This window comes from Streptomyces sp. NPDC005303, assembly GCF_040607335.1.
In the GTDB taxonomy this organism is placed as follows: Bacteria; Actinomycetota; Actinomycetes; order Streptomycetales; family Streptomycetaceae; genus Streptomyces.
The window spans coordinates 13,919-40,743 of sequence record NZ_JBEXGM010000014.1; the positions used below are offsets into that span (position 1 = coordinate 13,919).

Below are 26,825 nucleotides of genomic sequence, written 5' to 3' on the forward strand. Positions count from 1 at the left end.
GGAGCTTCTGCGTTTTCCCTGTGCGTTTACTGAACGCAAACTTTGGGTGTTTGTGGCCACTGTGCGCATCTCCGCCGGTGGACCTAGGTCCGGCCTCGGGCGAAGGCCCGATGCGGAGCGCCCGGAGCGGACATTAGCGTTTCCGGCGTGCCGAACACTCCCCCCGCCACCGTGCCGATGATCCCTCCGCCCGCTTCCGGGCATGCTGTGGGGGTGAGCAACGACGAGTTCCGGGCCGCCATGTCCCGGCTGGCCGCGGGCGTGGTCCTGGTGACCGCGTTCGAGCCCCCGCTCGACGCCGAGGGCCCCGGGGGCGAGGACGTCGGCATGACCGCCACGGCCTTCCTCTCGGTCTCCCTGGACCCGCCTCTGGTGCTGGTCAGCCTGCGTACGGGCTCCCGCATGGACGACCTGCTCGACGAGCAACCGCTGTGGGCGGTGTCCGTCCTGTCCGAGAGCCAGCGGCACATCGCCGGCCGCTTCGCCATGAAGGGCCGCATCAGCGACCGCCTCCTGTTCGAGGACATCCCGTACGTCCGCGGCTCCGCGACCGGCGCCGCTCTGGTGGGCGGCGCCCTCGCCACCCTGGAGTGCCGCACCGAACAGCGCGTGGAGGCCGGCGACCACACCCTGGTGATCGGTCGCGTACTGACCGCCGACGTGCCGAGCGCGGACGGCGGCCCGCTCACGTATTTCCGCGGCAGGTACCGGCAGTTGGGATGAATTCGGTGGCCGCGCGCCGCTGACCCGTCCTAAGGTCCCCCGGATGACCTTCGCACCACGCCTCGAAGAGATCACACCCGGGAATTTCGAAACCGCGACGGGCATACGCCTCCGTCCCGAGCAGGAATTCGCGGTCTCCCCCGTCATGCAGTCCCTCGCCGAGGCCTACGTACATCCCGAGGGCGTCGCCTGGCCCCGTCTGATCCTTGACGGCGGCCGCGCCGTCGGCTTCCTCATGGCCTTCCTCGACATCGACTGGCGCGCCGACGGCGGCACCGTGCGCCGCTCCGGCCTGTGGCGGCTGAACATCGCGGCCGACGCCCAGGGCAGCGGCTACGGCCGTTTCGCCGTCGAGTCCGTCGCCGCGGAGCTGCGCCGCCGGGGCACGAAGGAGCTGTACGTCACCTGGCACGAGGGCCCGGACGGCCCGGCGGAGTTCTACCTGAGACTCGGCTTCCGCCGCACCGGGGAGCTGAGCGGATGCGAGACGGTGGGAGTCCTGGACCTCGCCTAGAGCAGGGTGACGTCCGTCTGTGCCGCCCGCGCCGGGTCCGTGGTGATGTCGATCACGGCGATCCGGTCGTGTACGAACGTGAACGCGAGCACCCGCTCCACCCGGCCCTCCCGCACCAGCGCGATGCCGGTGCGGCCCTCGACGAGAGCCGGTACGGCGACACCGACGATGTGCCGCGAGTAACTGGCCGCCCCCTTGGCCACGGCGAGGGCCCCCGTCGTCACCCCGGCCTCCGTGCGCACCACGACATCCGGGTCGAGGACGTCCAGCAGCCCGTCGAAGTCACCCTCGCGCGCGGCGGCGAGGAAGGCGTCGACCAGTTCACGCCGGCGGGCGCTGGTGACGACATCGGTGTCCTCGTTGCGCGTGCCCCGTACCCGGCGCCGGGCCCTGCTGGCGAGCTGGCGGGTGGCCGCCGGGGACTTGCCGATGACGTCGGCGATCTCGTCGTACGGGACGGCGAAGAGGTCGTGCAGGACGAAGGCGAGCCGCTCAGCGGGGGTGAGGGTGTCGAGTACGACGAGGAGGGCGCTGCCGACCGAGTCTGCGAGGAGCGCGTCCTGCTCGGGGTCGGGGTCGGTGGCCGGGACCGGTGCCTCGGGCTCCAGGGGCTGTTCGGCACGGGACCTGCGGGAGCGGAGCATGTCGAGGCAGACCCGTCCGACGACCGTCGTCAGCCAGCCCCCGAGGTTGTCGACGTGTGCGGTGTCCGCCCGGCTCGTCCGCACCCACGCCTCCTGCACCGCGTCCTCGGCCTCGGCGACCGACCCGAGCATCCGCTGCGCCACCGCCCGCAGCCGCCCCCGGTGCGCCTCGAACCGCTCGGCCAGGAACTCCTCGTCGCGCATGGGGTCACCTCTCGCTGTCATCCACCGTCTAGGAGTTGACGGTCGACGCGCGGGAGATGTGACAAGCGCTGACGGCGGGCGCCCCTTCAGGGGCGCGGGGAACTGCGCGAGAAGCCCCACCGGCCGGCACCCGACAGCAGGGCCGGTTATCCCCAGTCCCGCCCCGACCGCCCCCGCTTCGTGTCCGACCGCTGCTTCTTCTCCCGCAGCCGCCGCTCATTGATCCCACGAGGAATCCGGGTCGCCCGCCGCGGCTTCGGCGGCGGCGCCGTGGCCTCGGCCAGCAGCGCCGCGAGACGTACGGCCGCGGTCTCGCGGTTGCGCCACTGCGAGCGGTGCTCGGACGACCGGACGGTGACGACGCCGTCCACGAGCCGTCCGGCCAGCTTGGCGAGCGCTCGCTGCTTCCACACCTCGGGCAGGGACTCGGTGCGGGCCAGGTCGAAGCGCAGCTCCACCTGGGAGTCACTGGTGTTGACGTGCTGGCCACCGGGGCCGGAGGAGCGCGAGAAACGCCACATGAGCTCGGCCTCCGGGAGGGAGACGGAGCCGCGGATGACGTGGGGACCGGACATGTGCTCCATGTTCCCGGCTCTGTCCGGTCCACGTCACCCGAATATCGCCGGGCGGCAGCCCTCGGTTCGGTAAAGAAAGTAAAGACACGGGGAACCGTCGACGCCCCTCGCGGCGTTCATACCGGTAGCTGTAACTTCAAGCCCGTACTTGCCGTACATAAACGAGGGAAGGACTCCCAAACCATGGCTGTAAGCCTGTCCAAGGGTGGCAACGTCTCGCTCACCAAGGAGGCTCCGGGCCTGACCGCCGTCACCGTGGGCCTCGGCTGGGACGTCCGCACCACCACCGGCACGGACTTCGACCTCGACGCCTCCGCGATCGCGGTCAACACGGAGGGCAAGGTCTACTCCGACGCCCACTTCGTGTTCTTCAACAACAAGCAGACCCCGGACCAGACCATCGTCCACACCGGTGACAACCGCACCGGCGAGGGCGCCGGCGACGACGAGGCGATCAACGTCAACCTGGCCGGCCTCCCGGCCGACATCGACAAGATCGTCTTCCCGGTCTCGATCTACGACGCGGAGAACCGCTCGCAGAACTTCGGCCAGGTCCGCAACGCCTACATCCGCATCGTCAACCAGGCCGGCGGCGCCGAGATCGCCCGCTACGACCTCTCCGAGGACGCGGCCACGGAGACGGCGATGGTCTTCGGCGAGCTGTACCGCAACGGCGCGGAGTGGAAGTTCCGCGCGGTGGGCCAGGGCTACGCGTCCGGCCTGGTGGGCATCGCCCAGGACTTCGGCGTGAACGTCTGACGTCTCGCTGCGATTCGCTGCGCTGAGCGGGAGCCCCTGGCCGTATCGGTCGGGGGCTCCGGCGTTGAGCGGCGCCGGTCAAGACCCGCCGCTCACCAGCCCCGTTCCCGCCACTGCGGAAGGGCGGCCCGCTCCGCGCCGAGCGTGGTGTCCTTGCCGTGGCCCGGGTAGACCCAGGTGTCGTCCGCGAGCCGGTCGAAGATCTTCGTCTCGACGTCGTGGAGGAGCGAGGCGAACCGCGCCGGGTCCTTCTCCGTGTTGCCGACCCCGCCGGGGAACAGGCTGTCACCGGTGAACAGGTGCGGGTGCCCCTTCGGGTCGCGGTAGAGCAGCGCGGTGGAGCCCGGCGAGTGGCCCACCAGATGGACCGCGGTGAGGGAGACGGCGCCGACCCGCACGGTGTCTCCATCGTCCACCAGGACGTCGGAGACCGGAACGCCGGGTGCGTCCTCGCGTCCGACGAGGGAGCGGGCTCCGGTGGCGGCGACCACCTCGGCCAGGGCCCGGTGGTGGTCCCAGTGCCGGTGCGTGGTGAACACCGTGGCCAGGCCGCCGTCGCCGACGAGGTCCAGCAGGGTCCGCGGCTCGGCCGCCGCGTCGATCAGGAGCTGCTCGCCGGTCGTCCGGCAGCGCAGGAGGTAGACGTTGTTGTCGATCTCGCCGACCGAGATCTTCGTGATCACCAGGTCGGTCGTCTCCCGGGTGTCCCCGGGGCCGCCTGGGTGAACCTCACCGGTGTAGCTCATCTTCGCGTGCCTTTCCGTTGCTTCACGCCTGCGAGACGAAGGCGGTCCAGGCGGTGGGGGTGAGGGTCAGGCGGGGGCCGGTGGGGGAGTTCTTGGAGTCGCGGACATGGATCGTGCGGGGCGCTAGCGCGATCTCGACGCAGGAGTTGCCGTCGTTGCCGCTGCTGTAACTGCTCTTGAACCACGCCAGGTCGGAGACGTCCCCGGTGGGGGCCTTGCGGACCATGTTTCTTCCTAGGCCTGTGAGACGAACGCGGTCCAGCTGGCCGGGGTGAAGGCCAGGCGGGGGCCGGTGGTGGTCTTGGAGTCGCGGACGTGGACAGTGGTGTGGGTGGTGGCTATCTGCACGCACGAATCGCCGTCCGGCCCACTGCTGTAGCTGCTCTTGAACCACTTCAGCTCGGGGTGGGTCCCGGCAGAGGCCTTGCGGATCATGTTTCTCCAAGCATGCGCTCGATGAGGGCCAGAGACTCCTGAGGCGACAGAGCCTGCGCCCGGATGGTGCCATAACGCAGCTCAAGGATGCGGAGCTGCTTCGGGTCAGAGGTGGGTCGGCCGTTGAACGCGCCATCGGACCGCCCGACAGCCGTACCGTCGGGGAACTTCAGGATCTCGATCCTGCCGCCCAGCCCAGGATGTGCCCCACTGTTCGTCGGCATCACCTGAAGCGTGACGTTGCGCAACCGGCCCACCTCCAGCAAGTGTTCGAGTTGCTGCCGCCACACCATTGTGCCGCCGACACAACGCCGCAGCACTGCCTCTTCCAGAACGAAGCCGAGGGCTGGAGCCGGTGATCGCTCGAAGACGGACCGCCTGGCCATCCGAGCCGCCAGCACGCGATCCAGGTCATCCTCCGAATACGTGGGCTGCCACGCCTCGAACAAGGCTCGTGCGTGTTCGGGAGTCTGCAACAGACCGTTGATGCTGATGCACTCGTAGACCCCGATCTCCACCGCCTGCCCCTCCAACGTGGCCAGCTCCCGCACCCTCTTCGGATACCGGACCTTCTTCACGTCCTCCCACGCGGCGGCGATGAGCCCGGCCGCCCCCAACACCTCGTCCGCCCTGTCCAGATACTCCTGCCGGGGAATCCGCTTGCCGCTCTCGATCTTGTAGACCAGGTCCTCGCCGTACCCGACCGCCTCCCCGAACTCGCCGGCCCGCATCCCCACGGCCTCGCGCCGCAGCTTCAACTGCCGCCCCACCGTCGCGATCACGGCCACGCCCCACTCGTCGTCAGGGTCGACCTCCCAGCCCGGCTCAACCGTCTCGCTGTCCACCGACATCCCGCACCCCTCCGCCGTACGTCAGTACCCGCGACGCCCCTACCCCTACGGCCGCCCTCGACAGCCCGGACACGACCGGACAAGCTCCGGACAGTCACCGTACGTATCGGTGTCGTCACTGTTCACGGTAAGCAGTGACGGCCACGCTGAGTGACGTGAATCAAGAAACCGCCGTCATCCCGAACTTCAGCGTCCCGCTGTCCCCCACGCCCCGTGGAGCCCGCCTGGCCCGGCTGCTGGCGGTCGAGCAACTCCGCGAATGGGGACTGCCGTTGGACCCGGCGGAGCACATCGTGGCGGAGCTGGCGGTGAATGCGGCCACGCACGGCCGGGTACCGGGACGCGACTTCCGGCTGACGCTCTACGTCGTCGCAGACACCCTGCGCATCGAGATCACGGACACCCGGGGCGACCGCCTGCCATGCATCGAACTTCCCGCGCCGGACGCCGAGTCGGGCCGAGGGCTCGTACTGGTGGACGCTCTCGCCGACCGTTGGGGCGTGACGCCCGGACCCCGTCCGCGCAAGACGGTGTGGGCGGAAATCGCCCTCTCACCAGAGCCCGGAAACCCGTACTCCGGTGGCGGGGGCGGTCTTTTTCAAAGAACTCAAAGGTGAAAGAAACCCGACCAAGCCCACCCCTCCTCCCGCCCGAAGCGCAGCTCACCCTCCCGAGTGAACATCGCCAACTCAGCTGGATTTCTCCCCGGTTGCCTGCCCTACAGTCGGCGCAACACAACCGCAGACATGCAACGGCCCTCGCCGGGACTGGCATCCCAATGCGAGGGCCTGACCACCAAGGAAGAGATCGCTTCCCGATGGACACCCAAAACACTAGCGCGCCCTCGCGCGCCCAGTCCCGTAACGCGGGCAAAAACCACCCTCCCGCGGGTGGTCTCCTCCACGACAACACCCGCCACACCACCCGCTTCACAGTCATCGGCAACCACCTCGCCCAGCACCCGGACCTGTCGCTCCTGGCCATCGGCCTCGCCACACACATCCAGTCGCTTCCGGCGCGCGCCTGCGTCGACATCAAGTCGCTGGCCGCCCGCTTCCCCGAGGGCCGGGCCCGTATCGCCGCCGCCCTGCGCGAACTGGAGACCCACGGCTACCTGCGTCGCGACGTGTACGCGTCCCGGGCGGCCGCGTCATCACCCGTACGACGTCCTGCAACCAACCCGGCCGACGTGACACCGAGCCGGACCGCCCGAGGAAACCCACCCGACGTCCCACCGCGGACAAGCCCCGCAGAAAACTCCCCCCGGTCCCCCAGCCCGGCTACCCGGCCCCGGAGCTCCTCCGTATCGCCACCGAAGTCCTCGCCGGGCTCCGCCGCCACGACCCCCGCCTCCTCCTCTCCGCCACCGACGCCGAGCATCTCGCCCCCGGCGTCGCCGCCTGGCTGGAACGCGAGGTCACTCCCACCGCCGTACGCCACGCCCTCACCGCGGACCTGCCCCCGGAGGACATGCTGCGTCGCCCGGCCGCTCTCCTGGCCCACCGCCTGACCGACCGGCTCCCTCCCCTACCCCCGTACCGGCCCCCAGCCCCGCCCCCGGAGATCCGGCACCCCTTCCAGAACTGCGACGGCTGCACCCGCGTCTTCCGCGCCCCCGATCCGGGCCGCTGCCGCGACTGCCGAGGCGATCTCCCGGAGGCCGCCTAGCATGGACGTGACGATCCTGGCCCCTGGGCACAGACGAGGAGCGAGCGCCATGACCATCGCCCCGGACGACGCGCAGCAGAGCGCTTCCCACGTCTACCGAGCCATGCGAGACGTCGTTCAGTCCATGGACGACAACCTCCCCGGCAAATTCGAGATCACCAAGGAAGGAATCGTCCACGACATGATGTCGCCGGGGGGACCCCACGAAGCGACGGCAGCCCACGTCAGCCGCCGTCTGGAGAGGGTCATGCCGGACGAGTTGCTGGCCCACAACGGCACACCGGACGTGGAGAACGCACCAGAAGGAATCACGCGTCACCCCGACGTCATGGTGATCGCATGGGACGACTTGGACGTCGAGGGTTCCATTGACCCACGCACCCTCGTCGCCGCCATCGAGGTCGTCTCCCGCTCCAACCCCGACAACGACTGGGTCGGAAAGATGCGCGACTACCCCCTGATCGGCATCCCCGTCTACGCGATCTTCGACCCCCGCACCGGCACCGGCGCCGTCCTCACCGACATCCACCCCACCCCCGAAGGCCCCCGCTACGCCACCCGCAAGGACTTCGTCTACGGCGAGGACGTCACCATCGCCGACTGGACGATCTCCACGGACAACCTGCCGCGCTACCGGGACTAGCCGTCACGGCCGGAGTCGCAAGGCCTCAACTACTCTGCCCCGCATGCTCCTCACCTCCCTCCCCCTCACCCCCGACCACGACATCCCGGCGCCCCTCCTGACGGAGCTCACCGCCCTCTACGCCGCCAACCACGAGTTCTTCGCGCTCAGCGGTGACTTCCCGGACGCGGACGACATCCGGCCGGAGCAGGTGGCGGCCGCGCTGGCCGAGGAGCTCGCGCATCCGGACGCGGAGGTGCTGCTGGCGCGCAGCGAGGGTCGGCTCGTCGGGGTGGCCGTCACGCTCGCGCAGCATCCGGACCCGGCCGACCCGGACCCGTGGATCGGGCTGCTGATGGTGGACGCGGGGGTACACCGGCAGGGCTACGGCCGTCGGCTCGCCGCCCTCGTCGAGGACCGTTTCCGCATCGAGGGCCGGACCGCCGTACGTCTCGCCGTTCTCGACGACAACGCCCGCGCCCTCGCCTTCTGGACCGCCCTCGGCTACGAGGTCGTCGACCACCGGACGGACCGCCGACTCCGCCGCCCCTGCGCGGTGTTGCGCAAGCCGCTGGGCGAGCGGGCCTGACCGGCCTTCCTCAGGGCCGCTCCGGCTTCCCGTCCCCGTACAGCCACTCGTCCCAGATCGGGCCGAAGTCCTTGTCGGGGGCGAGGTCTTCGACGTATGACGTGAAGTCCTCGGTGTCCGCGTTGCCGTGGCGGTGGGTGGTGGGCCAGTCGCGGAGGAGGGCGTGGAAGGCGGTGTCGCCGAGTTGCTGCCGGATCTTGTGGAGGACCATCGCGCCGCGCTGGTAGACGGGGCTGTCGGAGAGGTGCTCGGCGCTCGACGGCTTGCCGGGCGGGAAGTCCCAGAGGTCGTCGTAGTCGTCCTCGCCGTGCGTGTACAGCTGATCGAAGGACTTCTGGGCGCTGTCGCCGCCGTGGTCCTCCGCCCACAGCCACTCGGCGTAGGTGGCGAAGCCCTCGTTGAGCCACATGTCCCGCCAGGTCCTCGGCGTGACCGAGTCGCCGTACCACTGGTGGGCGAGTTCGTGGACGAGGGTCTCGGTGTCGGGGGCCCCGGGGAAGAAGGGGCGGTTTTGGGTCTCCAGGGCGTACTCGGCGTCCCCCTCGCGGTCGACGATCGCGCCGGTGGAGGAGAAGGGGTACGGGCCGAAGATGTTCTGCGCCCACTTCATCACCGCGGGGATCTGCGCCAGGACCTTCCGGCTCGCGGCCGCCTGCGCCGGGTCGGCCGGGTCGACGGCCGTGTACACGGGCAGGCCGTCGGCGGTTGTGGAGCGGTGGATGTCGTAGTCGCCGATCGCGAGGGTGGCGAGGTAGCTCGCCATGGGTTCGGCGGTGTGCCAGTGGGACGTCGTACGGCCGCCGCTGGTCCTGCTCGTGGTCAACTCGCCGTTGGAGACTGCCTGCAGGCCCTCGGGCACGGTGATCGTGAGGTCGTAGGACGCCTTGTCGGACGGGTGGTGGTTGCCGGGGAACCAGGTCATCGAGCCGGTCGGTTCGCCGAGGGCCACCGCGCCGTCCTCGGTGGGCAGCCAGCCCTCCTCGGAGCCGTCCGGGTCGGTGATCGTCTTCGGGGTGCCGGAGTAGACGACGGTCACGCGGAAGGCGCGGCCCTCGTCGAGGTCGTCATGCGGGCGTACGGTCAGCTCCTGGCCGGCGCGGTTGAAGCGGGCGGTGTCGCCGCCGACGGTGACCTTCTCGACGTCCAGGCCGTCGAGGTCCAGGTCGAAGGCGGTCAGGTCCTGGGTGGCGCGGGCCGTGAGGGTCGCGATGCCGGAGAGCCTCGCGGTGTCCGGGTCGTACGCGAGGTCCAGGGCGTAGTGGGTAACGTCGTAGCCGCCGTTGCCCATCTTGGGGAAGTACGGGTCGCGCAGACCGGAGCCGCCGGGGGTGCCGTGCACACCGCCGTCGCACCCGGTGAGGGCGAGGGCTCCCGCCAGGAGCAGGGCGGCGGGGACACGCAGGGCAGTGGAGACGCGCAGGGTGGCGGGGACTCGCAGGCCGGTGGGGACGCGCAGGCCGGTGGGGACGCGCAGGCCGGTGGGGACGCGCAGGCCGGTGGGGACGCGCAGGCCGGTGGGGACTCGCAGGGCAGTGGGGACGCGAAGGGCAGTGGGGACGCGAAGGGCAGTGGAGACGCGCAGGCCCGTGGGGACGCGCAGGGTGGCGGGGACGAGCGGCGCGGTGGGGGCGAGCGGCGCGGATCGGGGCACGCCCGTGATCCTATGAGGGACCGCGTGACACCATCGCCTACGTGCTCGACATCGGCTACGCCCTCTCCAACCGCTTCCCGGACCCCCCGCAGACCGACTACCGCCGCGCGGACGTCCACGCGCTGCGGTACGACCTGTTCTGCGGGGACGTGTATCTCGCGGACACCAAGGAGGACCGGGAACTGTCCACAGCCTGGGGATGGGTGCCGGTGCTCGACTTCGCGTGGGCGCTGTGCGACATCGTGGAGCGCCTCGACCGCGATCCCGCGGGCTCCCGCGCCTCCCGCCCCCAGCACGCGGAACTCGACTTCACCGAGTCCACCGACCGCATGCTCTTCGAGCGCCGCTTCGGCTGGGTGGACATCGAGGCCGACTGGATGCCGGTGGAGGAACCCCCGCTCACCTTCTCCCACGCGGACCTGCGCCGCGAGGCCCGAGACTTCCTGCACGACCTGATCGCCGACCTGGTCGACCTGCACGAGGACCTGGGCGAGAACCCGGCGATCTGGACGCTCCAGGCACGCTTCCCGCGAGTGAAGTGAGCGGTGGTGTGAGGGGTCCGGTGAGCGGTGCGGTGAGGTGAGCAGCGGGGTGAGGTGCCCGCCGTCAGGCCTCCACCCGGATCCCCACCTCGGCCGCCAACACCGGTGCCAGGTCCAGCAGTTGTGACGGGCTGATCACCGCCCCGGCCAGCCGGTCGACGCCCCGGGCGATCTCCAGTACCGCGGCGCCGCGCAGGTCCACGTCCTTGAGGGTCGCCGCCGTGAGGTCCGCGCCCTTGAGGGTGCAGTCCACGAACTCCACGCGCTCCAGCCGCGCGCCCCCGAAGTCCGGTTCCACCAGGACGCAGCTCTCGAAGACGACGTCCTTGAGGACCGCCGTGCGCAGGTTCAGATAGTCGATCTTGCCGCCTCGGATCACGACGCGCTCCAGAGCCGCACCGTGCAACTGCACCCCGCCGAGCCGGGCGTCGATCAGCTCGACGTCGCGCAGGGTCGACTCCGCCAGGTCGGTGCCCACACCCCGTATGCCGGTGAGGACCGAATCGAGGAAGCGGGCGTGGTGGAGCCGGGTCTCGTCCAGCGCGCAGCTTTTCAGCGCGCAGTCCATGAAACGGGCCCCCGCCCCGTCCTGCCCCACGAAGTCCGCCTCCAGGAACTCCAGCCCGTCGTAGTCCCCGTCCGGCTCCAGCTCCTCTCCCCCGTGTGGCTCCAGCGGCGGCAGCCGCACCTCGGGCCGCCGCGCCCCCTTCACCCGCGAGCCGCCCGCACCGCCCGCACCCCCGGACCCGCTTGCCCCAGCCGTCGCTCTCCTCGCCATGCCCCCATCCTGCACCCCGCCACTGACAATCCCTCCGACCTGCGCGGACAGCCCCCATGTCACATTCCGGTGCCCTCCATCAGTCATACCGACGACGGACCCCACCCGAGGAGAGGGAGACCCCAGCCATGCACCGCATCACCGTCATCGGCGGCGGCCTCGCCGGGCTGACCGCGGCGATCTCCGCCGCCGAGGCGGGCGCCAAGGTCACCGTGTACGAGGCCCATCACACGCTCGGCGGGCGGGCCCGGACCGCCGAGGGTCCGTACCGCACGAACGACGGCCCGCACGCCCTCTACAGCGGCGGCCCGCACTGGTCCTGGCTCCAGCAGCGCGACCTCATCGGACCGCTCGCCCCGCTGCCACCCCTGGAGGCGGCCCGGCTGCGCCTGCGACACAAGGGCGCACTGCGCCGCACCCCGCCCTTCGCGATGCTCAAGCTGCTGCGCCGCAGCGCCCAACAGGCGCCGGTCGACGTGGACTTCATGTCCTGGGCCACCGGGCAGGCCGGCGAGGAGGGCGCCCGCGCCGCCGCCCACTACTCCGCCGTCGCCCTCTTCCACCACGACCCGGGCGCCCTGTCCGCCGCCTTCGTGCAGGAGCGGCTGCGGCGGGCCACCAAGCTGCCGCCCGAGGCGCACTACCCACGCGGCGGCTGGGCCTGCGTCGTCGACCGGATGGCCGCCCGCGCCTGGAACCTGGGCGTCCGGATGGAGACCCTGTCCCGCGTCGACACCCTGCCCACCGACACCCCCGTGGTCGTCGCCACCTCCCTCGACGCGGCCCGCCGGCTCCTCGGCGACGACTCCCTGACCTGGCCGAGCGGCCGGACGACCCTCCTCGACCTCGCGTTGCGCACCCGGCGGGGTGACGCCTTCGCCGTCTCCGACCTCGACTCCCCCGGCTGGATCGAACGGTTCACCGCCCAGGACCGCACCCTGGCACCCGCGGGCGAACAGCTCCTCCAGGGGCAGATCCCGATCGCCCCGCACGAGAGCAGGGCGGACGGGGTCGCGCGCGCGGAGCAGTTGCTCGACCTCGCCTTCGAAGGCTGGCGCGAACGCGTCACCTGGCGGCGCGAGTCCGTCGCGAACGGCCGCACGGGAGCCGTCGACCTGCCCGGCACGAACTGGCGCGACCGGCCCGCCGTCGACCGGGGCGACGGCGTCTATCTCGCGGGCGACCAGGTCGCGGCGCCCGGGGTGCTCTCGGAGGTCTCCTTCACCAGCGCGCTCACCGCCGTATCGCTGGCACTCGGCCGACACGCTCTTGACCTCAAGCATGCTTGAGGTCGAAGAGTGGGGCCCCTGACGACACAGGGAGTTCTCCTCATGCACGCCATCCGCCTGCACGCCTTCGGCCCCGCCGAGAACCTCACCTACGAGCAGACCGAGGACCCGGCACCGGGCCCCGGCCAGGTCCGTATCGCCGTACGGGCCGCCGGGGTCCACCTCCTGGACACCGCCCTGCGCGAGGGCCAGCAGGGACCGGCACCCCGGCCCACCGCACTGCCCACCGTCCCCGGCCGCGAGGTCGCCGGGGTCGTCGACCTGCTCGGCGACGGCGTCGCCGCACTCTGGCTCGGCAAGCGCGTGGTCGCCCACCTCGGTTTCGCCCTGGGGGTCCCCCCAGGCTCTTCAAGCACTGGGGGAGGCTACGCCGAACTCGCCGTCACCGACGTCGACCGCGTCCACGAGATCCCCGGCAACCTCGACTTCGCCCAGGCCGTCGCCATGATCGGCACGGGCCGAACGGCGATGGGGATCGTCCAGTTCGCCGACCTCGGGCCGGACTCCGTGGCCGTGATCCCGGCGGCCGCCGGAGGCATCGGCACGCTGCTCGTGCAGTACGCGAAGAACGCCGGGGCGACCGTCGTCGGCCTCGCGGGCGGCCCGTCGAAGACGGCCCAGGTGCAGGCGAACGGCGCCGACCTCGCCGTCGACTACAAGGACTCCGCGTGGCCCGGCAAGGTCCGCGCCTTCCTCGGCGGCCGACCCGCCACCGTCGTCCTCGACGGCGTGGGCGGAGACATCGCCCGCGAGTGCGTCGCCCTTCTCGGCCACGAGGACCGACCGGGCCGCCACATCGTCTTCGGCTGGTCCGGCGAGGGCATCCGCGACGGACAGCCGTACCTCGTCGAGGGCGTCTCCGAGCAGGTCCTCGGCCCCGTCATGGCCCGCAAAGCCGGCGGCCCCGACCCCATCCGCACCCTCGAACTGCGCGCCCTCGCCGAAGCCGCCGCGGGCCGTCTCACCCCAGCCGTACAACGTTTCCCGCTCGCCGAGGCGGCCGCCGCGCACCGGGCGCTGGAGACCCGCGGCACAACCGGAAAGGTGGTTCTGGAGCCATGACACGCCCAGATGCGACGCGTACCGATCCATGGTCTTCTGGCCAGGTGAGTGCCACCCGGACAGGTGAGGATCCCCGCCGCTGGTGGGGCCTGGTGGTCATCGCCCTCGCGCAGCTGATGGTCGTCCTCGACGCGACCATCGTGAACATCGCGCTCCCCTCCGCACAGCAGGACCTCGGCATGTCCGACGCCAACCGGCAGTGGGTGATCACCGCCTACACACTCGCCTTCGGCGGCCTCCTCCTGCTCGGCGGCCGCATCGCCGACCTGGTGGGCCGCAAGCGCACCTTCGTGATCGGCCTGGTCGGCTTCGCCGCCGCCTCCGCACTCGGCGGCGCCGCCACCGGCCCCGGCATGCTCTTCGCCGCCCGCGCCCTCCAGGGCATGTTCGCGGCCGTCCTCGCCCCTTCCGCACTGTCCCTGCTGACCACGACGTTCACCGACCCCAAGGAACGCGGAAAGGCCTTCGGGATCTACGGCGCCCTCGCGGGCTCCGGTTCCGCGATCGGGTTCATCGTCGGCGGGCTGCTCACCGAGTACCTGAACTGGCGCTGGTGCCTGTACGTCAACGTGCCCATCGCCGTCGCCGCCCTCTTCGGCGCCCTCGCCCTGCTGCACGACCGCCCCGGCCACACGGGTGCCCGCCTCGACGTGCCCGGTGTGCTGCTGGGCTGCGGCGGCCTGGTCGCGATCGTCTACGGCTTCAGCGAGGCCCAGCCCCGCGGCTGGAGCGACCCCCTCGTGCTGACCCTGATCGCGGGGGGCGTCGTACTCCTCGCGGCCTTCGTGTGGTGGCAGTCCCGGGCCGCCAACCCCCTACTGCCTCTGCACATCGTCAAGGACCGCAACCGCGCGGGCTGCTTCCTGACCATGGGGCTCGCCGTCATCGGGATGTTCGGCCTGTTCCTGTTCATGACCTACTACCTGCAGGTCGTGCTGGCCTACTCCCCGGTGCGGACCGGCCTCGCCTTCCTGCCGATGACCGCCGCGATCATCGTCGGCTCCACCCAGATCTCGGCCCGGCTGATGAACCGCGTCCCCCCGCGCATGCTCATGGCCCCCGGCATGGTCCTCGCTGCGAGCGGCATGCTGATCCTCACGCAGATGACCGTGCACAGCTCGTACGCGACCGAGATCCTGCCCGCCCTGCTCCTCATGGGCCTCGGCATGGGCCTCACCTTCATGCCGGTGTTCTCCACCGCCACCGCGGGCGTCGCCCCGCACGACTCCGGCGTGACCTCGGCGACCGTCAACACCTCGCAGCAGGTGGGCGGTTCGATCGGCACGGCCCTGCTCAACACCATCGCCACCACCAGCAGCACCGCCTATGTCACCGCCCACCTGACCGACCCCTCGAAGAAGGCCCTGATCGTCAGCGAGGGCGTCGTCCACGGCTACACGGTGGCCATCTGGTGGGCCGTCGGCATCATGCTCCTGGCCGGTCTGATCGCGGGCCTGATGGTGACGGCGAAGCCGCCGAGGCACGGCGCTCCCGCTCCGGCACCGGCGCCCGAATCGGTGGGCTGAGGGCGAAGGGGCAACCCGGAGGCCGCCCCTTCGACACCTCACCTCACTTGACGACGGCCTTCGTCGCCTTGCTCACCGCCGACCCGTCCTTGTGACCGGTGCGCCGCGCGACCACCTTCACGGTGATCTTCTTGCCCTTCTGGGCGGTCTTCAGCACCAGTGAGGACTTGGTGGCCCCGCTGATCGCCTTGCCGTTCGCGTACCACTGGTACGCGTACGAGGTCGCCGCCGGACTCCACGTCCCGTTGGACGTCTTCAGCGTCCTGCCCACCTTCGCGGTGCCGCTGATCACCGGCAGCTTGGTCGCCTTGGGCGCGTCGCCCTTGGCCGCGGTCACCGCGCCCGAGGTCGCCGTCCCGCTCTTCCAGCCGCTCTTGACCGCGGTGACGGTCACGGTGAGCTTCTTTCCGACGACCGCGGCGGCGACGGTGTACGTCTTCGCCGTGGCCCCGCTGATCGCGTTGCCGTCCGCCTTCCACTGGTACGTGTACGACGTCGGCGCCGCCGACCAACTGCCCGGTTCCGCCGTCACCTTGGCGCCGGTCTTGGCGGTCCCGGTGATCTTCGGTGCGGCCGTGCCGGTGAGCTGGGGCTCGGTGACGGTGAACGTGCCCTTCTGGAACTCGCAACAGCCCGCGTACACGCTGACGTTCCAGGTGCCGGGCGCTTCGCCCGTCAGATCGAGGGTCGCGGTCAGGGTCCGGTTGTCGGCGGAGACCGAGTCCGTCGTCGCGGTCAGGGTCCTGCCGCTCCGGCTCAGCTGTACGGTCGCGCTCGCGGGCAGCGCGGTACCGGTCACCGTGAGCTTCACCTTGGTGCCGGCGACCCCGGTGGCGGGACCGACCCCCGTGACGCTCACCCTGTCCGGCCCGCACAGTGTGGACGTGCAGGTCAGCTTGGCGCTGTAGGAGGTGCTGGACGCCTTCTCCGGCAGGCCGAGCACCCACACGCTCGGGCTCGCCGCGGAGGAGGAGCCGCCCGCCGCGCACTGCCAGCCGGACGGTATGTACAGCGAACAGCCGTTGTTCCAGGACTTGTTGTAGAGCGCGGGCACCGCCGTGGTGGTGGCTCCGGTGGTGTCCGTGATCGCCATGTCGAAGCGGTCGAACCCGGCTGTCGGCAGCACCGCGCACATCGCGCTGTGCTGCTCGTCCAGCGTGCCGGTGACGGGCCCGTAGCCGTACGCCACCGAGGGCACCCGGGTGCACTCCGGCGCCGGTCCGTCCGCCGTCGCCACACGCAGGGCGTCCAGGTGGTACTCGGGTGCCGCCTTCAGCGTGACCGGTGTCTGCACGACGACCTGGTGGGTGGTGGACCCGGTGACCGCGCAGGAGCGGTTGCGGAAGGAGCACTCGGAGCCGCCGTCACCGCCGAACACCGCGAGGTTGGCGGTGCCGAGGGCGTCCCGCACGTCGAGGTGCAGGGCGTCGGCGGCCGCGTCGGTGGTGATCTGGTGGCAGGTGAGGGTGCCCGGCTCGCCGGCCGCGCCGGTCACGGACGGGCCGCCGACCTTCGTCGCCGCGCTCTTCACGCAGCCCGCCGAGGTGGCGCTCGCGGTGACGTCCCGCCGGGCCAGCGTGTAGGTGGCGGCCAGGTCGCGGCCGGTGACCAGCACGGTGTGGGCCTGGCCCGGGGTGAGCGGGCAGACCGTCCAGCCGTTGGTGGTGGAGGCGCGCTCGCAGACCTTCTTGCCGGTGGCGTCCAGGACGGAGAACCTCGCAGGCACCCCGCCGGAGGTGCCGACCAGCTGGAAGAGCTCCGCTCCCGTGTGCGCGTCGGCCGGAATACCCAGGCACTGCGAGAAGACGCCGTCTCCGGTGGTCAGTGTGGCCTTCGCACCGTCCGCGGCGAAGCTGCCGGACGGCAGGACCGGGCAGTCGTTCGCGGCGTCGGTGCGGTGGAAGGCGATCACGTACGGGCCGGTCGCGCCCTCGCCCTCGTCGTCGGTGTGCACGAGCGCCCGGTAGGGAGCCGTGCCGGTGAGCACGCAGTCACCGTCGGCGAGCTCGGTGGCGTCGCACCGGGCGACACCGTCCCGGTCGTAGACCGCGATCTCCGTGTCCACGCCGGACGAGGACAGCGGGGTGAGCGCGGCGACGTGCGCGCCCTGCGGCATGTCCAGCGTCAGGCAGTCGTACTGCCCGACCGTGCTCAACTCGCCCTTGAAAACGCCCGTTCCCGCCGTCACGCACCCGGCGTCCGAGGCGCGGTCGAGCAGCAGCAGGTCGTCCGGGTCGGCCCCGTCGTAGAGGAAGGGGTACGCGCCTTCGAGGACCGCCGTATAGGTGCCCGCGGCCGGCAGCCGACACGGGTCGCTCTCCCGGCAGGCGATCTTCCCCTCGGCGTCGTACACCTCGACCGGCACCGCGGAGTAGGCGTCCACGGAGTGCACGAGATAGGTGCCCGCCCCGTCGGCGGTGAACCTGAAGCAGGGGTTGGTGCCGAAGTCCAGCCCGGTCAGCTTGCCGAAGGGCCGCAGGGACGCGGTACGGCAGCCCCGCGGGTCGGACAGCGAACGCACCTTGACCGCGTACTCGGCGGGGTAGCCGCTCCCGCCGGGCCCCACCGTCGACAGCACCCGGTACGGGCCGTCGCCGGGCAGCACACAGCTGCGGGTGTCCTCGTCGTCCTCGGTGACGCGCGGGCAGATCCAGGCGCCGGTCTCATCGGTGATCCACGCCAGGGTGTCGCCGTAGACCTTCGTCCCGTGCGTGAGGCGGACGCGCTCGCCCGGCTTGCCCGCGAACTCCTGGCAGTCGATCTCGAGTTGGCCGACGGAGGTCCGGGGGACCGTGTCCAGGTCCCAGCCCGTGCCGACGGAGTCGAAGCAGCCCGGGGTGCCCGCGCCGAGCGGCACGACGGTGAACGAGGTCTGCGCGTCGATCCAGCCGCCGTTGACGATCCTGAGCGTGTAGGTGCCGGCGGCGGGCACCTCGCACATGCCGCTCTGGTAGGTCCGCTCGTCGTAGCAGTCGACCTCGGTACCGTCGTCGGCCGACACCTGCGCGTACGTCTCGCTGTTGTCGTCCGAGACGAGATACAGACCGGCAGCCGGTGCCGTCAGCGTGAAGCAACTGCTGCCCTGGCTCGGCGTGGTGACCTTGTTCACCGCGTCCCCGGGGTCACCGAAGGACGCGACCGCCACCGGCGCGCACTCCTCATCGGCGAGCGCGGGGCTCGCTCCGGTCAGGCTCAGCAATGAGGTCAACAGAGCTACGAGAACGGCCAGGACGGCCGCCCGTCTGCGTCCCGCAGGCGGACAGGAGTCGTCGTCAGGCAAAGGATCCCCCCTGGATCAGTAAACGTTGAGGCGATAGTGACACAGGGGTACGACAAGGCACCGTGAGTTGTCCACAGGCGCAGAAAGCGTTATCTGATCAATGCCGTCCGGCGATCTGGTCCGCCCACCGCGCCAGCCGGGACGACTCCGCACGATGGCTGGTGAGCTCGCGCCGGTCCGCCGTGCGGTACGTGGCGTACATGCCCTGCACGCCCAGCCATCGCAGCGGTTCCGGCTCCCACCTGCGCACCTTGTGACCGACCCACGGCAGTTCCGTCAGCTCGGTCCGGCCGCCCTGACCCGAGTCCTGCTGAACCAGGTCCCGCAGGGTCCGGGCGGCCAGGTTGGCGGTGGCGACGCCCGAACCGACGTAGCCGCCCGCCCACCCGAGCCCCGTCGAACGGTCCAGCGTCACCGAGGCGCACCAGTCCCGCGGCACCCCCAGCACCCCCGACCACGCGTGCTCGATCCGCGTCCCGGCCAGCATCGGGAAGAAGCCCACGAGGATCTCCCGCAGCGCCTCGACCGTCTCGGCCTGCGTCCGCCCGTCGTTGTCGGTGCGCGAACCGAAGCGGTACGGCACCCCCCGCCCGCCCAGCGCGATCCGCCCGTCGGAGGTGCGCTGCGCGTACATGTAGGCGTGCGCCATGTCCCCCAGCGTCTGACGCCCCTCCCAGCCGATCGCCGCCCACTGCTCCTCGCTCAGCGGCTCGGTGGCGATCATCGAGGAGTTCATCGGCAGCCAGGTCCGCCGCTGGCCCTTCAACGCGGCGGTGAAGCCCTCCGTGCAGCGCAGGACATAGGGCGCGCGGACGGTGCCGTACGGCGTCACCGCGTGCTTGGGCCGGATCTCCGTCACCGGCGTCTGCTCGTGGATGATCACACCCAGCGCCTCGACGGCCGCCGCGAGCCCCTTCACCAGCTTCACCGGATGCACCCGCGCCCCGTGCGGCGTCCACGACGACCCGACCGCGTCCGCGACCCGGATCCGCTCGGCCGTCTCCCGGGCACCGTACAGCTCACGGTCCTTCTCGCCGTACGACAGCTCGTGCTCGTGGAAGGCCCTCAACCGCGCCAACTGCGCAGGCGTACGCGCCACTTCGAGCACGCCACCCTTGTGGAGCCCCGCGTCGAAACCCTCCTCGCCCACGGCCCGGACGACCTCGTCGACGGTGTCGTTCATGGCCTTCTGCAGACGTACGGCCGCCTCGTGACCGTGCAGCCTCGCGTACCGGTCGCGGCCCGCGATGCCGTTGTAGAGCCAGCCGCCGTTGCGCCCGGAAGCGCCGTAGCCGCAGAACTTCTGCTCCAGAACGGTGATCCGCAGAAACGGCATGGCCTTCTTCAGGTAGTACGCCGTCCACAGCCCGGTGTACCCGCCGCCGACGATCACGACATCCGCCGACGCGTCACCGCCGAGCGGCTCCCGCGCCTGCGGGAAGCCGTCGTCCGCGTACCAGAAAGAGATACCGCCGTTCACGACCCTGCTGCTCATGGCCTGGGACGTTAACCCGCCGACGCGCCCGCTGTCTCCTTCGGAATCCGTACTCTTTCCCGCCCCCTGACCAGCGGATAACACCCGAACCCGATCAGCACCGAGGTGAAGTGCCCGAGATCGGTGAAGGTCCGCCCGGTCACCAGAGGCACCGTGTACACGACGAGGACCGCGAACCCGTACACATACCGCCAGGGCACCGGAATCCGGTACACCAGCACGGCGATCACCCCCGCCAAGGAGTAACTCACCCCGATGTCGAGGGTATTGACCGCGGACGCGGGCGCCATCCCGTGGCCGATACCCCACAGCAGCGCCCCCTCGCTGATCAACGTGGCCAGCACATGCGCCGCCGCGCACACCGCAAGCCAGCGCGCCGTCCCCAACCACCGCTCCGCCGGTGCGTGAAAGACGGAATACAGGACGACGTACGGCAACCAGTGCCCGCTGTCGATCCACATCGCGCTGGAGACCAGCACCCGCACCGGATTGCTCGACAACTCATGGATGTTGGTCGAACGCTGCCGCAGGAACTCCTCCTCGAACTCCGGCGACATATGGTGCAACGCCACCGTCGTCACGAAGAGGACCGCCAGCCACACATAGGTGCCGGGGGCGCTGCGGACGTACGCCCACACCCTGTGGACACCCCGGTTAATTCGCATGAGTCGATTCACGCACGCCGGTAGGGTCCCGCACGTGATCGACATCCCGGAGGAACTGGCCGCGACACAGGAGCTGTACAACGGCGACCGGGGCCGGAAGTTCATCACCGGACTGCCGACGCTGATCGAGGACTTCCTGGAACGCTGGGACCTCAGACCGGACGGCACCCCCATGCACGGCGTCACCGCCCTGGTCCTGCCGGTCGTCCGCCGGAGCGACGGCACCCCGGCCGTCCTCAAACTCCAGCTCCTCGACGAGGAGAGCGCCGGCGAACCCGTCGCCCTGCGCCTGTGGGACGGCGACGGAGCGGTCCGCCTCCTCGACCACGACCCGGCGACCCACACCATGCTCCTGGAGCGCCTCGACTCCACCCGCATGCTGTCCACCCTGCCGAGCACCCGCGACGCGGTCCTCGTCATCGCCGGACTGCTCGCCCACCTGACCGCGACACCCGCCCCCGCCGGAATGCGCCGGCTCGGCGACATCGCGCACGCCATGCTCGACCGGACCCCCGCAGCCCTCAAACGCATCCCCGACCCCGGAATCCGCCACACCGTCGCCGACTGCGCCGCCGCCCTGCGCGAGGTCGCCGACGAACCCGGCGACCGGCTCCTGCACTGGGACCTGCACGACGAGAACGTCCTCGCATCCGACCGCGCCCCCTGGCTCGCCATCGACCCCAAACCCCTCGCCGGCGACCCCGGGTTCGAACTCTGGCCCGCCCTCGACAACCGCTTCGACGCCGCCGAGACCACCTGGCGCTTCGACGCCATGACCGACATCCTCGGCCTGGACCGCGCACGCGCACGTGCCTGGACCCTGGGACGACTCCTCCAGAACGCCCTCTGGGACATCGAGGACGGCCGCCCCCTCGAACCCCGCCGCCTCGACATCGCCCACCGCCTGCGCACCCACCGGAGCCGACAGCCGTGATCCGCCCCGCCACCCCCGCCGACATCCCCGCGATCCACACCCTGATCCGCGAACTCGCCGACTACGAAAAGGCGTTGCCGGAAGCGAAGGCCACCGAGGAACAACTCCACGACGCCCTCTTCGGCCCCCACCCCGCCGCCTACGCCCACGTCGCGACCGACTCCACCGACACGGTGATCGGCTACGCCATCTGGTTCCTCAACTTCTCCACCTGGCGCGGAGTCCACGGCATCTACCTGGAAGACCTCTACGTCCGCCCCACCGCCCGCGGCGCCGGCCACGGCAAGGCCCTCCTCACCCAACTCGCCCGCATCTGCGTCGACCGCGGCTACCAGCGCCTCGAATGGTCCGTCCTCGACTGGAACACCCCCGCGATCGACTTCTACGACTCCCTCGGCGCCCGCCCCCAGGACGAGTGGACGGTGTACCGCCTCACCGACGAAGCCCTCACGAAGGCCGCCGGCACCGCGTGAGCACCCCCGCCTTCGTCCGCGGCCTCGAACTGGCCCGCCGCTTCTACACCGAGGCGGTCGGCCCGCTCCTGGCAGAAACCGTCCCCGGCATCCCGCACTCCGCCGCGCGCATCGGCCCCGGCTCCGAGGTCCTCGGCTACGACACCCCGCGCTCCGCCGACCACGAATGGGGCCCACGCCTCCAGCTGTTCCTCCGCCCCCAAGACACCTCGCGCCACGCCGACCGTATCCGCCACGTCCTGGCCGAGCGCCTCCCCAAGACCTTCCACGGCTACCCCACCCACTTCGCGCCCACCGGCGAGACCCGCGACATCCGCGTCATGCGCGCCACCGACGGCCCCGTCCACCACCGCGTCGAGATCACCGACATCTCCTCCTGGTTCACCGACACGCTCGGCTTCGACCCGACCGCCACCATCACCCCCGCCCACTGGCTCGGCACCCCCACCCAACGCCTCGCCGAGGTCACCGCCGGCGCCGTCTTCCACGACGGCCTGCACACCCTCACCCCCGCCCGCGCCACCCTGCGTTGGTACCCGCACGACCTGTGGCTGTACGTCCTCGCCTGCCAGTGGCAGCACATCGCCCACGAGGAGGCCTTCGTCGGACGCTGCGGAGAAGTCGGCGACGAACTCGGCTCGGCCGTCGTCGCCGCCCGCCTGACCCACCACCTGATGCGCCTGTGCCTCCTCATGGACCGCCACTACCCGCCGTACAGCAAATGGCTCGGCAGCGCCTTCGCCCACACCACGGCGGGCGAACGCCTCACCCCCACCCTCACAGCGGCCCTCGCCGCCACCGACTGGCACGAACGCGAGCGCCATCTCGCCACCGCCTACGAAACGGCCGCCGGCCTGCACAACCGACTCGGCCTCACGGACCGGATCGACCCCACGACGAGGCCGTACCACTCCCGCCCCTTCCGCGTCCTGCGCGCAGACCGGTTCGCACAGGCCCTGATGGCCCGCGTCCAAGACCGCGCGATCCGGGAACTACCGCTGCCGGAGCCGCCGGACACGGAGCCAGAGAACAAGCGGAAGCCGTAGAGACCATCGGTGCCGACCTCACCAACTGATCCCCGCCCCCACCGGGCGGTGGTCGCTGCCCGTGGCCGGCAGTACCCAGGAGCCCACCGGCTTCACTCCGCGCACCAGGATCTGGTCGATCCGCGCCACCGGAAACCGCGCCGGCCAGGTGAAGCCGAAACCGTCGCCCGCCATGTCCTGCACCGAATGCAGCCGTGAGGTGAGCGCCGAGAAGGCGCGGTCGTCCGTGGTGCCGTTCAGGTCACCGAGCAGCACCACCCGCCCGTTCGGCTCGGCGGCGACAGCCCGGGCCAGCGCCTTCGCGTTACGGTCCCTGAAGCTCGTCCAGAAGCCCATCCCGGGCACCACCCGCACCGACCCCAAGTGGGCCACATACACCGCCAGCGGACCCCGGTCCGTGACCACCGTGGCACGCAACGCCCGATTGGAGGGCAGCTTGTCGGCAGCCGACTTGGCCGCCCCCAACGGCCCGGCATCCATCGCGGTGTCGACCGGCCGGGCGTCCGACAACGGCAGCCTGCTCCACAGCCCGACCGTGCCCAACACCACGTGATACGGATACGCCCCCGCCAAAGCCCTCTCGTACACCGGCACCGCCCGCGGAGTGATCTCCTCCAGACCCAGCACATCCGCCCCCGACGCGGCCAGATCGCGAGCCGTACCGACCGGATCGGAATTGCCCGCGCCCACATTGTGGCCGACCACGACGAGATCACCACCCGAGTGAGACCGGTCGCCGAGCAACCCCCCGAACAAGCTCAGCCACACCATGACCGGCAACAACAGCGCGACCACCGCCGATGCGGACCGGCGCCACAGCGCCCCCACCAGCAACACCGGCACCCACAGGCCGAACCACGGCAGGAACGTCTCCACCAGGCTGCCGAGACCGCCGTGATCCGGGATCTCCGCATGCAGCAACATGAGCAGGCCCAGCAGCAACGCCAGCGCGGCGAGCACCAGGCCGCGCTTCCAGACACCAGGGCGCAAACCGACCCGGACGATCCGGCGGACGGGCCCCTCCCGTCCCGTATCCGCCGCCTCCGCACCGGCCATCACCTGACCCTGAGCGCGGCCTCCAGCCTGATCTCGCTCACCGCCGGTCACTGTCCTGCTCACTGAGTCGTCCTCGGGTCCTGAGTGGGGTCGATACACATCCACCACCAGGGAAACCAGCGCGATGTTGCCCGCACGTATGCGGTTTTCGATACACCCGCGATACACGCCCACTCGTAGCATCGAAGACATGCGTGTGCTGATCGTCGAGGACGAGCCCTACCTGGCGGAAGCCATCCGCGACGGCCTACGCCTGGAAGCAATCGCAGCCGACATCGCCGGCGACGGCGACACCGCCCTGGAACTGCTCAGCATCAACACCTACGACATCGCCGTCCTCGACCGGGACATCCCCGGACCCTCCGGCGACGAGATCGCCCAACGCATCATCGCCTCCGGCAGCGGCATGCCCATCCTCATGCTCACCGCCGCCGACCGCCTCGACGACAAGGCCTCCGGCTTCGAACTCGGCGCCGACGACTACCTCACCAAACCCTTCGAACTCCGCGAACTCGCACTCCGACTCAGAGCACTCGACCGCAGACGCGCCCACAGCAGACCCCCCGTCCGCGAAATCGCCGGCCTGCGCCTCGACCCCTTCCGCCGAGAGGTCTACCGCGACGGCCACTACGTCGCCCTCACCCGGAAACAGTTCGCCGTACTCGAAGTCCTCGTCGCCGCCGAAGGCGGAGTCGTCAGCGCCGAAGAACTCCTCGAACGCGCCTGGGACGAAAACGCCGACCCCTTCACCAACGCCGTACGCATCACCGTCTCCGCCCTGCGCAAGCGCCTCGGCGAACCCTGGATCATCACCACCGTCGCCGGCGTCGGATACCGCATGGCCACCGCATCGGACAACGGACACGCAAAACACGGACAGGGAAGAGACGGACACGGAAGACACAGACATGGATAGGGCACCCGGCCTCAGCGTCCGCCTCAAACTCACCCTCAGCTACGCCGGATTCCTCATGTTCGCCGGCATCCTGCTGCTCGCGGCCGTCTGGGTGTTCCTCCTGCGCTACGTCCCCAACCGCGCGATGCTCTACGACCCCGACGACCGCCCCACCGGCGGCGTCTTCCCCGTCCGGTCCGCCCTCCTCCTGGTCTTCGCCCCAAGAGCAGCCGCCGTACTCGCCTTCCTACTGGTGTTCGGTCTCCTCGGCGGCTGGATCCTCGCCGGCCGCATGCTCGCCCCCCTGACCCGCATCACCGACGCCACCCGCACCGCCACCAGCGGCTCCCTCTCCCACCGCATCCGGCTACCGGGCCGCAAAGACGAATTCCGCGAACTCGCCGACGCCTTCGACGCCATGCTCACCCGCCTCGAAGCCCACGTCGCCGAACAACGCAGATTCGCGGCCAACGCCTCCCACGAACTGCGCACCCCGCTCGCCATCTCCAAAGCCCTCATCGACGTGGCCCGCACCGACCCCGGCCAGGACACCCGCGAGCTCCTCGACCGCCTCCACATCGTCAACACCCGGGCGATCGACCTCACCGAAGCACTCCTCCTGGTCAGCCGCACCGAACAGCGAACCTTCACCCGAGAACCCGTCGACCTGTCCCTCATGGCGGAAGAAGCCGCGGAAACCCTCCTCCCCCTCGCCGAAAAACACGGCGTCACCATCGAGACCCACGGCGACATCGCCCCGACGACCGGCTCCCAGGCCCTGCTGCTCCAGCTCACCACGAACCTCGTGCACAACGCGATCGTCCACAACCTGCCCGAGCAGGGCACCGTCCGGGTCACCACCGGCGTCCGCCCCACGACGGTCGTCCTCACCGTCGAGAACACCGGCGAGCACCTCACCCCGGAACTGGTCCCGCCCCTCACCGAGCCCTTCCAGCGCGGCACCGAACGCATCCGCACCGACCACCCGGGCGTCGGCCTCGGCCTCGCCATCGTCAAGACCATCACCCAGGCCCACGACGGCACCCTCACCCTCACCCCCCGCCCCGAGGGCGGCCTGCGCATCGACGTGGAACTCCCGGCGACGACGCCCCCCAAACATCAGGAAAGCCCAGGTCAGAAGTGATCTGACCTGGGCTTCGACAGAGCCCCCTGTCGGATTCGAACCGACGACCTACGCATTACAAGTTGTCGGATCTCCGTCCGAGAACGTCCACAGGTATCCCAGTCGGCAAGTATCGTGCCTGATCACAGGAGTGCTCGGACTTGAGCGGACGGCGGTGGACACGACCAGAATCCCTGTCGATTGAGACCTCAATTCAGACCGTTCCTCAGCGGCCTCGATCAGAGCCCACGGATGAAGCACTGAGAACTTCCGATCCGTAGCCTCGTAGGGATCGGTTGGGGTGGGCATACCAGTTACTCGGGAGCGGCTGAAGGGCGTTGAACGTCGGGGGCGGTTGCTGAGGTTGCTGTATCAGGTTGCTGTACAGCTGCGGCGGCATCGCGAGCGCGGGCGAGGTTGCTGCGAGCGGAGAGAGTGTCCGGGTGGTCATCACCCAGGATCCGCTCGTAGTCGGCCAGCACCCGCGCACGCAGGTCGAGAGCCTCCTGGACACGCCCAGCATGACCGTAGGAGTTGGCGAGGTTGTGACGGGCGGAGAGAGTGTCCGGGTGGTCATCACCCAGGATCCGCTCCCTGTCGGCCACGACCCGCGCACGCAGGTCGAGAGCCTCCTGGACACGCCCAGCATCGCCGTAGGAGTTGGCGAGGTTGTTGCGAGC

28 protein-coding genes and 1 pseudogene are annotated in these 26,825 nt (G+C 70.5%); 16 read left to right on the forward strand and 13 right to left on the reverse strand.

Features of this window, described 5'->3' with window-relative positions:
- The first annotated feature begins 177 nt into the window (after window positions 1–177).
- Both ABZT93_RS20710 and ABZT93_RS20715 read left to right on the forward strand, forming a co-directional pair.
- Window positions 178–723 (forward strand): flavin reductase family protein, encoded by a 546-nt coding sequence (locus tag ABZT93_RS20710; protein ID WP_107405540.1) that lies wholly within the window; start codon window positions 178–180, stop codon window positions 721–723.
- Between the two features lie 43 nt (window positions 724–766).
- Window positions 767–1,237 carry a GNAT family N-acetyltransferase gene (locus ABZT93_RS20715; protein ID WP_356106358.1) on the forward strand — a complete coding sequence of 157 codons (471 nt, stop codon included), beginning with the start codon at window positions 767–769 and terminating at the stop codon, window positions 1,235–1,237.
- On the opposite strand, the gene ABZT93_RS20720 is transcribed toward ABZT93_RS20715, so the two are convergent.
- Both ABZT93_RS20720 and arfB read right to left on the reverse strand, forming a co-directional pair.
- Entirely contained in the window at window positions 1,234–2,085 is an 852-nt protein-coding gene (locus tag ABZT93_RS20720) for a sigma-70 family RNA polymerase sigma factor (protein WP_356106359.1), read from the reverse strand. The genes ABZT93_RS20715 and ABZT93_RS20720 overlap by 4 nt on opposite strands.
- Window positions 2,086–2,231: 146 nt before the next feature.
- A complete protein-coding gene (gene arfB / locus ABZT93_RS20725) occupies window positions 2,232–2,669 on the reverse strand; it encodes an alternative ribosome rescue aminoacyl-tRNA hydrolase ArfB (protein ID WP_356106361.1) in 438 nt (145 codons plus the stop codon).
- A gap of 174 nt (window positions 2,670–2,843) precedes the next feature.
- On the opposite strand from arfB, the gene ABZT93_RS20730 reads away from it, so the two are divergent.
- Complete coding sequence (locus ABZT93_RS20730; protein WP_164431372.1) at window positions 2,844–3,419, forward strand: TerD family protein; 576 nt, start codon at window positions 2,844–2,846, stop codon at window positions 3,417–3,419.
- 92 nt (window positions 3,420–3,511) lie between these two features.
- On the opposite strand, the gene ABZT93_RS20735 is transcribed toward ABZT93_RS20730, so the two are convergent.
- Genes ABZT93_RS20735 through ABZT93_RS20750 form a run of 4 tightly spaced genes read right to left on the reverse strand, consistent with a single transcriptional unit; the run spans window position 3,512 to window position 5,451 of the window.
- A complete protein-coding gene (locus ABZT93_RS20735) occupies window positions 3,512–4,165 on the reverse strand; it encodes an MBL fold metallo-hydrolase (protein ID WP_356106363.1) in 654 nt (217 codons plus the stop codon).
- 22 nt (window positions 4,166–4,187) lie between these two features.
- Window positions 4,188–4,391 (reverse strand): DUF397 domain-containing protein, encoded by a 204-nt coding sequence (locus tag ABZT93_RS20740; RefSeq protein ID WP_356106365.1) that lies wholly within the window; start codon window positions 4,389–4,391, stop codon window positions 4,188–4,190.
- Window positions 4,392–4,399: 8 nt separating this feature from the next.
- Window positions 4,400–4,600, reverse strand: a complete 201-nt coding sequence (locus ABZT93_RS20745; RefSeq protein WP_356106367.1) for a DUF397 domain-containing protein — start codon at window positions 4,598–4,600, stop codon at window positions 4,400–4,402.
- On the reverse strand, window positions 4,597–5,451 hold the full coding sequence (locus ABZT93_RS20750; protein WP_356106369.1) for a helix-turn-helix transcriptional regulator: 855 nt from the start codon (window positions 5,449–5,451) through the stop codon (window positions 4,597–4,599). Before ABZT93_RS20750 ends, ABZT93_RS20745 begins: the two co-directional genes overlap by 4 nt.
- Before the next feature lie 155 nt (window positions 5,452–5,606).
- On the opposite strand from ABZT93_RS20750, the gene ABZT93_RS20755 reads away from it, so the two are divergent.
- From ABZT93_RS20755 to ABZT93_RS20770, 4 genes and pseudogenes are all read left to right on the forward strand, one after another.
- Window positions 5,607–6,068, forward strand: a complete 462-nt coding sequence (locus tag ABZT93_RS20755; RefSeq protein WP_356106371.1) for an ATP-binding protein — start codon at window positions 5,607–5,609, stop codon at window positions 6,066–6,068.
- A 200-nt stretch (window positions 6,069–6,268) separates the two neighbouring features.
- Window positions 6,269–7,119: pseudogene (locus ABZT93_RS20760) on the forward strand (helix-turn-helix domain-containing protein).
- Window positions 7,120–7,168: 49 nt separating this feature from the next.
- Complete coding sequence (locus ABZT93_RS20765; protein WP_356106373.1) at window positions 7,169–7,762, forward strand: Uma2 family endonuclease; 594 nt, start codon at window positions 7,169–7,171, stop codon at window positions 7,760–7,762.
- 43 nt (window positions 7,763–7,805) lie between these two features.
- Window positions 7,806–8,330: a GNAT family N-acetyltransferase gene (locus ABZT93_RS20770; protein WP_356106375.1), complete on the forward strand. Its 525-nt coding sequence runs from the start codon at window positions 7,806–7,808 to the stop codon at window positions 8,328–8,330.
- A gap of 10 nt (window positions 8,331–8,340) precedes the next feature.
- Here the strand turns inward: ABZT93_RS20770 and ABZT93_RS20775 are convergent, their stop codons facing one another.
- Entirely contained in the window at window positions 8,341–9,732 is a 1,392-nt protein-coding gene (locus ABZT93_RS20775; RefSeq protein ID WP_356106623.1) for a M1 family metallopeptidase, read from the reverse strand.
- 290 nt (window positions 9,733–10,022) lie between these two features.
- Between ABZT93_RS20775 and ABZT93_RS20780 the strand changes: the two genes are divergently transcribed.
- Window positions 10,023–10,523, forward strand: a complete 501-nt coding sequence (locus tag ABZT93_RS20780) for a hypothetical protein (protein WP_356106377.1) — start codon at window positions 10,023–10,025, stop codon at window positions 10,521–10,523.
- Between the two features lie 64 nt (window positions 10,524–10,587).
- Here the strand turns inward: ABZT93_RS20780 and ABZT93_RS20785 are convergent, their stop codons facing one another.
- Window positions 10,588–11,301: a pentapeptide repeat-containing protein gene (locus ABZT93_RS20785; protein WP_356106378.1), complete on the reverse strand. Its 714-nt coding sequence runs from the start codon at window positions 11,299–11,301 to the stop codon at window positions 10,588–10,590.
- Window positions 11,302–11,429: 128 nt separating this feature from the next.
- Here ABZT93_RS20785 and ABZT93_RS20790 point away from each other — a divergent pair, with 128 nt between their 5' ends.
- Genes ABZT93_RS20790 through ABZT93_RS20800 form a run of 3 tightly spaced genes read left to right on the forward strand, consistent with a single transcriptional unit; the run spans window position 11,430 to window position 15,178 of the window.
- Window positions 11,430–12,590 (forward strand): NAD(P)-binding protein, encoded by a 1,161-nt coding sequence (locus ABZT93_RS20790; protein ID WP_356106380.1) that lies wholly within the window; start codon window positions 11,430–11,432, stop codon window positions 12,588–12,590.
- A gap of 42 nt (window positions 12,591–12,632) precedes the next feature.
- Entirely contained in the window at window positions 12,633–13,652 is a 1,020-nt protein-coding gene (locus ABZT93_RS20795; RefSeq protein ID WP_356106382.1) for a zinc-binding dehydrogenase, read from the forward strand.
- Between the two features lie 44 nt (window positions 13,653–13,696).
- Window positions 13,697–15,178, forward strand: a complete 1,482-nt coding sequence (locus ABZT93_RS20800; protein ID WP_356106383.1) for an MFS transporter — start codon at window positions 13,697–13,699, stop codon at window positions 15,176–15,178.
- Window positions 15,179–15,221: 43 nt separating this feature from the next.
- Here the strand turns inward: ABZT93_RS20800 and ABZT93_RS20805 are convergent, their stop codons facing one another.
- From ABZT93_RS20805 to ABZT93_RS20815, 3 genes are all read right to left on the reverse strand, one after another.
- Window positions 15,222–18,386 carry a Tat pathway signal protein gene (locus ABZT93_RS20805; RefSeq protein WP_356106385.1) on the reverse strand — a complete coding sequence of 1,055 codons (3,165 nt, stop codon included), beginning with the start codon at window positions 18,384–18,386 and terminating at the stop codon, window positions 15,222–15,224.
- Between the two features lie 169 nt (window positions 18,387–18,555).
- Complete coding sequence (locus ABZT93_RS20810; RefSeq protein WP_356106386.1) at window positions 18,556–19,953, reverse strand: FAD-binding oxidoreductase; 1,398 nt, start codon at window positions 19,951–19,953, stop codon at window positions 18,556–18,558.
- A gap of 11 nt (window positions 19,954–19,964) precedes the next feature.
- Complete coding sequence (locus tag ABZT93_RS20815; RefSeq protein ID WP_356106387.1) at window positions 19,965–20,618, reverse strand: rhomboid-like protein; 654 nt, start codon at window positions 20,616–20,618, stop codon at window positions 19,965–19,967.
- Window positions 20,619–20,652: 34 nt separating this feature from the next.
- Here ABZT93_RS20815 and ABZT93_RS20820 point away from each other — a divergent pair, with 34 nt between their 5' ends.
- The 3 genes from ABZT93_RS20820 to ABZT93_RS20830 are packed head-to-tail and all read left to right on the forward strand — an operon-like array spanning window position 20,653 to window position 23,071.
- Window positions 20,653–21,552, forward strand: coding sequence for an aminoglycoside phosphotransferase family protein (locus ABZT93_RS20820; protein ID WP_356106388.1), 900 nt, complete (start codon window positions 20,653–20,655; stop codon window positions 21,550–21,552).
- On the forward strand, window positions 21,549–22,025 hold the full coding sequence (locus tag ABZT93_RS20825; protein WP_356106389.1) for a GNAT family N-acetyltransferase: 477 nt from the start codon (window positions 21,549–21,551) through the stop codon (window positions 22,023–22,025). Before ABZT93_RS20820 ends, ABZT93_RS20825 begins: the two co-directional genes overlap by 4 nt.
- On the forward strand, window positions 22,022–23,071 hold the full coding sequence (locus ABZT93_RS20830) for a DUF4037 domain-containing protein (protein WP_356106390.1): 1,050 nt from the start codon (window positions 22,022–22,024) through the stop codon (window positions 23,069–23,071). The genes ABZT93_RS20825 and ABZT93_RS20830 overlap by 4 nt, the downstream gene beginning before the upstream one ends.
- Window positions 23,072–23,089: 18 nt before the next feature.
- Here ABZT93_RS20830 and ABZT93_RS20835 read toward each other — a convergent pair whose 3' ends face one another.
- Entirely contained in the window at window positions 23,090–24,127 is a 1,038-nt protein-coding gene (locus ABZT93_RS20835; protein ID WP_356106391.1) for an endonuclease/exonuclease/phosphatase family protein, read from the reverse strand.
- Between the two features lie 190 nt (window positions 24,128–24,317).
- Between ABZT93_RS20835 and vanR-Sc the strand changes: the two genes are divergently transcribed.
- Both vanR-Sc and ABZT93_RS20845 read left to right on the forward strand, forming a co-directional pair.
- Window positions 24,318–25,043, forward strand: a complete 726-nt coding sequence (gene vanR-Sc / locus ABZT93_RS20840) for a VanSc-type vancomycin resistance response regulator transcription factor VanR (RefSeq protein WP_356106392.1) — start codon at window positions 24,318–24,320, stop codon at window positions 25,041–25,043.
- Window positions 25,036–26,166: a HAMP domain-containing sensor histidine kinase gene (locus ABZT93_RS20845; protein ID WP_356106393.1), complete on the forward strand. Its 1,131-nt coding sequence runs from the start codon at window positions 25,036–25,038 to the stop codon at window positions 26,164–26,166. The genes vanR-Sc and ABZT93_RS20845 overlap by 8 nt, the downstream gene beginning before the upstream one ends.
- A gap of 293 nt (window positions 26,167–26,459) precedes the next feature.
- On the opposite strand, the gene ABZT93_RS20850 is transcribed toward ABZT93_RS20845, so the two are convergent.
- A partial coding sequence (locus ABZT93_RS20850; protein WP_356106394.1) for a tetratricopeptide repeat protein occupies window positions 26,460–26,825 on the reverse strand: 366 nt, incomplete at its 5' end.

Excerpts from the sequence above, each read along its gene's own strand:
- ABZT93_RS20730 (WP_164431372.1), top strand. The coding sequence starts at position 2,844 with ATGGCTGTAAGCCTGTCCAAGGGTGGCAACGTCTCGCTCACCAAGGAG.
- ABZT93_RS20720 (WP_356106359.1), bottom strand. The coding sequence starts at position 2,085 with ATGCGCGACGAGGAGTTCCTGGCCGAGCGGTTCGAGGCGCACCGGGGG.
- ABZT93_RS20770 (WP_356106375.1), top strand. The coding sequence starts at position 7,806 with ATGCTCCTCACCTCCCTCCCCCTCACCCCCGACCACGACATCCCGGCG.
- ABZT93_RS20735 (WP_356106363.1), bottom strand. The coding sequence starts at position 4,165 with ATGAGCTACACCGGTGAGGTTCACCCAGGCGGCCCCGGGGACACCCGG.
- ABZT93_RS20750 (WP_356106369.1), bottom strand. The coding sequence starts at position 5,451 with ATGTCGGTGGACAGCGAGACGGTTGAGCCGGGCTGGGAGGTCGACCCT.
- ABZT93_RS20815 (WP_356106387.1), bottom strand. The coding sequence starts at position 20,618 with ATGCGAATTAACCGGGGTGTCCACAGGGTGTGGGCGTACGTCCGCAGC.
- ABZT93_RS20740 (WP_356106365.1), bottom strand. The coding sequence starts at position 4,391 with ATGGTCCGCAAGGCCCCCACCGGGGACGTCTCCGACCTGGCGTGGTTC.
- ABZT93_RS20785 (WP_356106378.1), bottom strand. The coding sequence starts at position 11,301 with ATGGCGAGGAGAGCGACGGCTGGGGCAAGCGGGTCCGGGGGTGCGGGC.
- ABZT93_RS20745 (WP_356106367.1), bottom strand. The coding sequence starts at position 4,600 with ATGATCCGCAAGGCCTCTGCCGGGACCCACCCCGAGCTGAAGTGGTTC.
- ABZT93_RS20710 (WP_107405540.1), top strand. The coding sequence starts at position 178 with ATGATCCCTCCGCCCGCTTCCGGGCATGCTGTGGGGGTGAGCAACGAC.
- ABZT93_RS20845 (WP_356106393.1), top strand. The coding sequence starts at position 25,036 with ATGGATAGGGCACCCGGCCTCAGCGTCCGCCTCAAACTCACCCTCAGC.
- vanR-Sc (WP_356106392.1), top strand. The coding sequence starts at position 24,318 with ATGCGTGTGCTGATCGTCGAGGACGAGCCCTACCTGGCGGAAGCCATC.
- ABZT93_RS20835 (WP_356106391.1), bottom strand. The coding sequence starts at position 24,127 with ATGGCCGGTGCGGAGGCGGCGGATACGGGACGGGAGGGGCCCGTCCGC.
- ABZT93_RS20810 (WP_356106386.1), bottom strand. The coding sequence starts at position 19,953 with ATGAGCAGCAGGGTCGTGAACGGCGGTATCTCTTTCTGGTACGCGGAC.
- ABZT93_RS20715 (WP_356106358.1), top strand. The coding sequence starts at position 767 with ATGACCTTCGCACCACGCCTCGAAGAGATCACACCCGGGAATTTCGAA.
- ABZT93_RS20795 (WP_356106382.1), top strand. The coding sequence starts at position 12,633 with ATGCACGCCATCCGCCTGCACGCCTTCGGCCCCGCCGAGAACCTCACC.
- ABZT93_RS20790 (WP_356106380.1), top strand. The coding sequence starts at position 11,430 with ATGCACCGCATCACCGTCATCGGCGGCGGCCTCGCCGGGCTGACCGCG.
- arfB (WP_356106361.1), bottom strand. The coding sequence starts at position 2,669 with ATGGAGCACATGTCCGGTCCCCACGTCATCCGCGGCTCCGTCTCCCTC.
- ABZT93_RS20765 (WP_356106373.1), top strand. The coding sequence starts at position 7,169 with ATGACCATCGCCCCGGACGACGCGCAGCAGAGCGCTTCCCACGTCTAC.